The following is a 6,273-nucleotide window of genomic DNA, read 5'->3' as shown; positions in this document are numbered from 1 at the left end:
CTGCCCGCCAGCACCGCCGTCGGCCGTTCGCGGTGAGCCGGAAACTGCCGCCGCTTCCCCGCCAGCGTATGCCAGCGGTGGTGCCGCTCCCAGGCCGGCGCGAAGGCGGTGAGCAAGTCGTCAAACTCGGCCACGTGCAGGCTGGTCAGGGCCAGAAACTGCCGGGGCCGCTCGCGTAAGGCACGGTAATCCATGCCCAAATCTACGGCTGCTCCTCGCGGATTAACTTAGCCACCTTTTCCGAATTAGGTCTACTATTATTTCCCTATATAATCCGCAGCTTGCAACGCTTTGCAATGGTGCTGGCTCTCCATTATATCCATTCACTCCCATTCTTTTAGCGCATGCGTTTTCTTCGTTCCTCTATGATGTTATGGCTGGTTGCCGTGCTGAGCCTTACGCTGGCTGGCTGCAAAAAAGACGACGCCAAGCCGGTCGCGACCCTCTCCCAACTCCTGGCTACCGGCGTCTGGCGTCTCGATTCCATTGAAGCAAACGGCCGCACCACCAGCAGCGGCACCGGCATCAAAGACCGGTACACGCTCACTTTCCGCCCCGATGGCACCTACACGCAGGACCAGTTTGTGAACGGCGACACGTATAACGGCACCTGGATGCTGATGAACAACAACACACTGCTGCACTTCACCGACCACAAAGGCGACGACCACGAGTATACGCTCATGAACCTGACCGAGAGCGAGCTGCGCTACCGCTGGACCAATAAAGACAATGAGCTGGAAGATTTTGTTTTCTCAGCCCAACCCTAAGCGTTGACCAGTCTAAAATCAAAAAGCCCCGCAGCATCATGCTGCGGGGCTTTTTGTTGGATATTGCCTGACTATTGCTGCTCAATAACGGTGCGGAGCAGTGCCGTGAGGCGAGGCTCGGCGGCGGCGGCTACCCGCAGGATATCGGCTATTTCCACGCGTTTGAGCTTGTCGGGTGAGCACAGGTCCGTGATGACGCTGATGGCCAGAACAGGCAGGCCCATGTGCACGGCCGCAATAACTTCCGGCACCGTGCTCATACCTACCGCATCGGCCCCGATGGTGCGCAGGTAGCGGTATTCGGCGGGCGTTTCCAGCATGGGGCCAGGCAGGCTGGCGTACACGCCGCGCCGCACCTTGTCGGCGAAGCCGAGGCTGCGGGCGGCTTCTTCGGCCTGGCGCAGTAGCGCGTGGTTGTAGGGCTCCAGCATGTCGGGGAAGCGCGGGCCCAGCTCATCTAGGTTCCTGCCAACCAGCGGGTTGGTCGGCTGCAGGTTGATGTGGTCCTCAATGAGCATGAGGTCCGAGTAGTTCATGTCGGGGTGCAGGCCGCCGGCGGCGTTGCTGACGAACAGTTTCCGGATGCCCAGCAGCTTCATCACGCGCACCGGCAGCACCACCTGCTCCATAGTGTAGCCTTCGTAGTAGTGGAAGCGACCCTGCATCACCAGCACTTTCCGGCCACCCAGCTCCGCCGCCAGCAGATTGCCGGAGTGGCTTTCCACTGTCGAAACGGGGAAGTTGGGGATGTCGGCGTAAGGAAAAGTGTGGTGAATAGTCAGGTCCTTAACCAGTGCACCGAGGCCGGTACCGAGAATAATACCGAACTCCGGCACGAAGCCCTGAAGCAGCGGCCGAAGGTAATCGGCAGCCTGATGGAGATGTTGCATGGGGTGGGTTATAAGTTTCTCGCAGAGGTCCGCTTACTGAATGTTCAGCTCGAACGGCATGCGGGCCTGGGCGCCTTTCATCTCGGAGAGCTTCTTGTACTGCTCGTACACCGGATAGAGCGGGCCCATTTCCTCGCGCACCATACGCAGGCGCACTTCCTCATTGATGCCCGTGAAGAAGCTTTCCATGAAGGTTTTCTGCCGCGGCAGGGCCTGCAGCTTGTAGTCGCCTTCCTTGAGGTTGGCGCGACGGGCCGCAATGCGCAGCGCGTCATCAAACGAGCCCAGCACGTCTACGAGGCCACGGGCTTTGGCTTCGGAACCCGACCACACGCGGCCCGAGGCGAAGCTGCGCAGCCGCTCTACCGGCATGCGGCGGCCAGCGGCCGCTTTGGTCGTGAAGTCGGCGTAGATGCGGTTGATTTCCTGCTGGAACTGGCTCTGCTCGAAGGCCGTGAGCGGGCGCGTGATGGTGGGGAAGTCCGAGAACTTGCCCGTCGTGACGCGGTCCGTGGTGATGCCAAGCTTATCGCGCAGCAGCGGCTGAATGTTGGGCAGCACGCCAAACACCCCGATGCTACCCGTAATGGTGTTCGGGTGCGCCACAATCGTGTCGCAGCCCATGGCAATGAAGTAGCCGCCGGAAGCCGCCACATCGGACATGCTGGCAATAACGGGCTTCACTTTCTTGGTCAGCATCACTTCGCGGTAGATGATGTCGGAAGCCAGCGACGAGCCACCGGGCGAGTTTACGCGCAGCACCACGGCCTTCACCTTGTCGTCGAGGCGGGCTTTGCGGATGGCCTCGGCGAAGCGCGTGCTGCCGATGCTGCCACTGCCGCCCTTACCCGTCACAATGTCGCCCTCGGCGTAGATGACGGCAATCCGGCTGCTGCCGCTGCCCTCCTCTTCCGTGCCCTTGCCATAGTCGCTCAGGTCTACTAGGCTCAGCTTTTCGTCTTTTTCCACGCCCAGCTTGCCCTTCATGTAGTCCAGGGCCTGGTCGTAGTAGCCGAGGTTGGTGACGAGGCCGAGGCGCTTGGCGTCTTCGGCGTTGTGCACGAGCATCGAGTCGCTGATGGTTTTGATGCGCTCCGGCGTGATTTTGCGGGCCGTGGCTATGTGGCCCAGCATGAAGTCGTTGAGCGAGTTGAGGAACGATGACGTCTGCAGGCGCGCCGAATCCGACATGCTTTCCCGGAAATACGGCTCCACGGCACTCTTAAACGAGCCTACCCGGAAAATCTGGGGCTGAATCCCGACCTTCTCGAACAGGTTTTTGTAGTACATCGTCTCGGAGCTGAGGCCGTTGAACTCCAGCGTGCCCTGCGGGTTCAGGTAAATCCGGTCGGCGATGGACGTGAGGTAATAGCTCTTCTCCGACTGCGCGTCGGCGTAGGCCACCACAAACTTGCCCGACTTCTTGAAGTCCAGCAGCGCATCGCGGATTTCTTCCAGCGAGGCCATGCCCGCCTGCACCAGCTCCACGTTCAGGAAAATGCCTTTGATGTCGGAGTCGTTCTTGGCGCGACGAATAGTGGCTTTCAGGTTGTCGAGGCCGATGTTGTCGGCCTGGGAGCTGATGAGGGAGCCGAACGACGTGCGGCTTTCGCGCTCCGCAATGGGCTTGTCGAGCTTCAGCTCCAGCACCGAGTCCTTGGCCACCGACACTTCCTTGTCGGAGGAAGGCGCCAGCGACACAACCAGCGCCACGACCAGCAGCAGCCCCACCAACCCGAATACGAACAGGCCGGTGAGCGTGGCCAGCACGTATTTAAAAAACTGTCTCATGAGCTACTGATTTACACTGATTTTTGGCGGATATGGCTAACTAGAGCAACTGCTTGGCTAGCGGCTGCCCCCTCACCCTCAACAAAGGTAGAGGGGTTTTGGCAGCGTAAAGAAGCAAAAAACCAGGCTGAAGTTGCCTCCCTTCCTGGAGAGAAGACAGCCGGGCCTGCTACGCTGGCCGGCACGGTTTTCTTGTGTTTCCTGGTGGCCTTAATGACACGGTGAATGCCAGTCTGATGAGCATCCGGGTACCTACCAAGGCGGCGTTGTCAAAACGCTCATTTTCCACTTGGAATACATCCTCAGAAAGTAGCCGCTTTCACGTTCAGCGACCGTATAAGCCGGCCCCGTTCGCCTTGTCAGGCGGGGCCGGCTTACATGCTTAGTAGCCGTATTTCTCGCCCCAGAGCTGGCGCAGGCGCTCCTGCACTTTGGCTTCGGCCGGGTTGTGGCCGGGGTGGTAGAACACGGTGCCGCTAAGGGCCTCCGGCATGAATTCCTGATAGGCGAAATTGCCGGGGTAGTCGTGCGAGTATTGGTACTGGCCGCCGTAGCCGAGGTCCTTCATGAGCTTGGTGGGCGCGTTGCGCAGCGGAATCGGTACCGACTGCACGCCCTGCTGCCGCACCAGCGCCCGCGCCTCCCGGATAGCCTTGTAACTGGCATTGCTCTTGGGCGAAGTGGCGAGGTATACCACCGTTTGGCCGAGAATAATGTCGCCTTCGGGCATGCCAATCACCGTGACGGCCTGGAAGCAGCTTTGCGCCAGCATCAGAGCGTTGGGGTTGGCCATGCCCACATCTTCACTGGCCAGAATAAGCAGGCGGCGCGCAATAAACTTGGGGTCTTCGCCGCCTTCCAGCATCACGGCCAGGTAGTACAGGGCCGCGTTGGGGTCGGAGCCGCGGATGCTTTTGATGAAGGCTGAAATGACGTCGTAGTGCATTTCGCCGCCTTTGTCGTAGCGGGCGAGGTGCTGCTGGGCCAGCTGCTGCACGCCTTCGTCGGTGATGACGACTTCGCCGGTTTTCGGGTCGGGGCGGCTGGCTTCCACCACTATTTCGAGTAGGTTGAGCAGCTTGCGCGCGTCGCCGCCCGAAATGGTGAGCAGCGCGCCGTAGTCTTGCACGCGCACCCTGTACTGCTTCAGCACGTCGTCCTGGGCCAGGGCATTGTCTACGAGGCCAGTCAGCACTTCCTTGTCCAGTGGTTCCAGCACGTATACCTGCGCCCGGCTCAGCACAGCCGGAATCACCTCAAACGACGGATTTTCGGTAGTGGCGCCAATCAGCGTCACGATGCCCTGCTCTACAGCCCCCAGTAGCGCATCCTGCTGGCTTTTGCTGAACCGATGGATTTCATCGATAAACAGCACCGTGCCGCGCTGCTTTTTAGCCCGCTCTATCACGTCGCGCACGTCCTTCACGCCAGCATTTACGGCGCTAAGCGAGGCGAAGGGTTTGCCCAACTCCTGGGCCAACAGGTTGGCTAACGTGGTTTTGCCCACACCGGGCGGCCCCCACAAAATCAGGCTCGGCAGGCGGCCGGCGCTGAGGTAGCGGCGCAGCACGCCTTCGGGCCCGATGAGGTGACGCTGCCCGGCGTATTCGTCGAGGGTGCGGGGGCGCATCCGCTCGGCCAGGGGCGCGCCGGGGCGCGGGGCGTTGGACTGGGGCTGGGGGTCGGTATCGAAGAGGGAGCCGGTAGACATAGGAAAGTAGCGCGAACCTTACGGGCGCTTGCGAGTTCGGGTAGGGCCGCCGGGTTGCGGCACCCTGTTTAACGTTCGAAGCGAGGCACGGGCTACAAAGGTAGCGCGCCGCCCCGCCGGACCGTGTAGTATCCGCCTATTGACTTCTACCTTCGCCCCGAATGAAAAATGCAGTCCGGGTCCACGCGGCCTTATTCGTGGTGGCCCTTATCTACGCCGCCAACTATAGTATTTCCAAAGATGTAATGCCACGCTACATGGGCCCGTTTGGACTGGTGCTGCTGCGGATTGTGGGCGCGGCACTGTTTTTCGGCGTTCTGAGCCGGCTGGTAGCTCCGCAGGACCGCATCATGGGCCGCGCCGACCAGTGGCGGGCCATAGCGTGCGGGGTGCTGGGCATCGGGCTGAACCAGCTGCTGTTTTTCTCGGGCCTCAACCTCACCTCGCCCATCAATGCCTCGCTCATCCAGACCATTGCGCCCGTCGTGACGGTGCTGGCCTCGGTAGTGCTGCTGGGCGAGCGGCTGACGGTGCCGCGCCTGCTGGGCATTGCGCTGGCGGGCGTGGGCGCGGCCAGCATCATTCTGAGTCGGGGGCCGGTGGCGGCCGGCGGGCAGGACGGGCTGCTCGGCAACCTGCTGATTCTGCTCAACGCCACGGCTTTTGGGGTGTATCTGGTACTCGTGATGCCGCTGATGCGCAAGTATCATCCGTTTACGGTGCTGGCGCGCATTTTTCTGGTGGGCGCGGTGCTGGCCGTGCCCGCCGGCTGGCAACAGGTGCAGCAACCCGACTACGCCAGCTTCCCGCCCGGTATCTGGGCCGCCATTGCCTACATGGTCATCTGCCTTACCATCATGGCCTATCTGCTCAACAACTGGGCCCTGAAGTACGCCTCCCCTTCCCTGTTGGGCGCCTATATCTACCTACAGCCGGCGCTGGCCGTAGCTATTGCGGTGGCGGTGGGCAAAGACACGCTCACGCTCACGAAGGGCCTGCAGGCGCTGCTGATTTTCGGAGGCGTGTTTCTGGTGAGCCGCAAGCCCCGGCAGCCGGCGCCGGCCGTGGCGCCCTTGGAACCGGCGCAGGACTAAAGTAACTTGCGGGTTGA

6 protein-coding genes are annotated in these 6,273 nt (G+C 61.2%); 2 read left to right on the top strand and 4 right to left on the bottom strand.

Features of this window, described 5'->3' with window-relative positions:
* Positions 1–194 (bottom strand): hypothetical protein (locus tag BUE15_RS14305; protein ID WP_211617666.1); only part of this gene is annotated, 194 nt, incomplete at its 3' end.
* 171 nt (positions 195–365) lie between these two features.
* Between BUE15_RS14305 and BUE15_RS14300 the strand changes: the two genes are divergently transcribed.
* Positions 366–770, top strand: coding sequence for a lipocalin family protein (locus BUE15_RS14300; RefSeq protein ID WP_073286375.1), 405 nt, complete (start codon positions 366–368; stop codon positions 768–770).
* 71 nt (positions 771–841) lie between these two features.
* On the opposite strand, the gene BUE15_RS14295 is transcribed toward BUE15_RS14300, so the two are convergent.
* The 3 genes from BUE15_RS14295 to BUE15_RS14285 form a co-directional block, all read right to left on the bottom strand.
* The gene (locus BUE15_RS14295; RefSeq protein WP_073286372.1) at positions 842–1,660 is read right to left on the bottom strand and encodes a purine-nucleoside phosphorylase; all 819 of its coding nucleotides are present in this window, start codon (positions 1,658–1,660) and stop codon (positions 842–844) included.
* A 33-nt stretch (positions 1,661–1,693) separates the two neighbouring features.
* Positions 1,694–3,451 carry a signal peptide peptidase SppA gene (gene sppA, locus BUE15_RS14290; RefSeq protein WP_073286370.1) on the bottom strand — a complete coding sequence of 586 codons (1,758 nt, stop codon included), beginning with the start codon at positions 3,449–3,451 and terminating at the stop codon, positions 1,694–1,696.
* 382 nt (positions 3,452–3,833) lie between these two features.
* Entirely contained in the window at positions 3,834–5,081 is a 1,248-nt protein-coding gene (locus BUE15_RS14285) for a replication-associated recombination protein A (RefSeq protein ID WP_073286414.1), read from the bottom strand.
* Between the two features lie 242 nt (positions 5,082–5,323).
* On the opposite strand from BUE15_RS14285, the gene BUE15_RS14280 reads away from it, so the two are divergent.
* Positions 5,324–6,256, top strand: coding sequence for a DMT family transporter (locus BUE15_RS14280; protein ID WP_073286367.1), 933 nt, complete (start codon positions 5,324–5,326; stop codon positions 6,254–6,256).
* The last annotated feature ends 17 nt before the right edge of the window (positions 6,257–6,273 follow it).

It is taken from the genome of Hymenobacter psychrotolerans DSM 18569 (assembly GCF_900142395.1).
In the GTDB taxonomy this organism is placed as follows: domain Bacteria; phylum Bacteroidota; class Bacteroidia; order Cytophagales; family Hymenobacteraceae; genus Hymenobacter; species Hymenobacter psychrotolerans.
The sequence above is the reverse complement of the archived record's forward strand: the minus strand, read 5'-3'. Positions and strand labels throughout refer to the sequence as shown.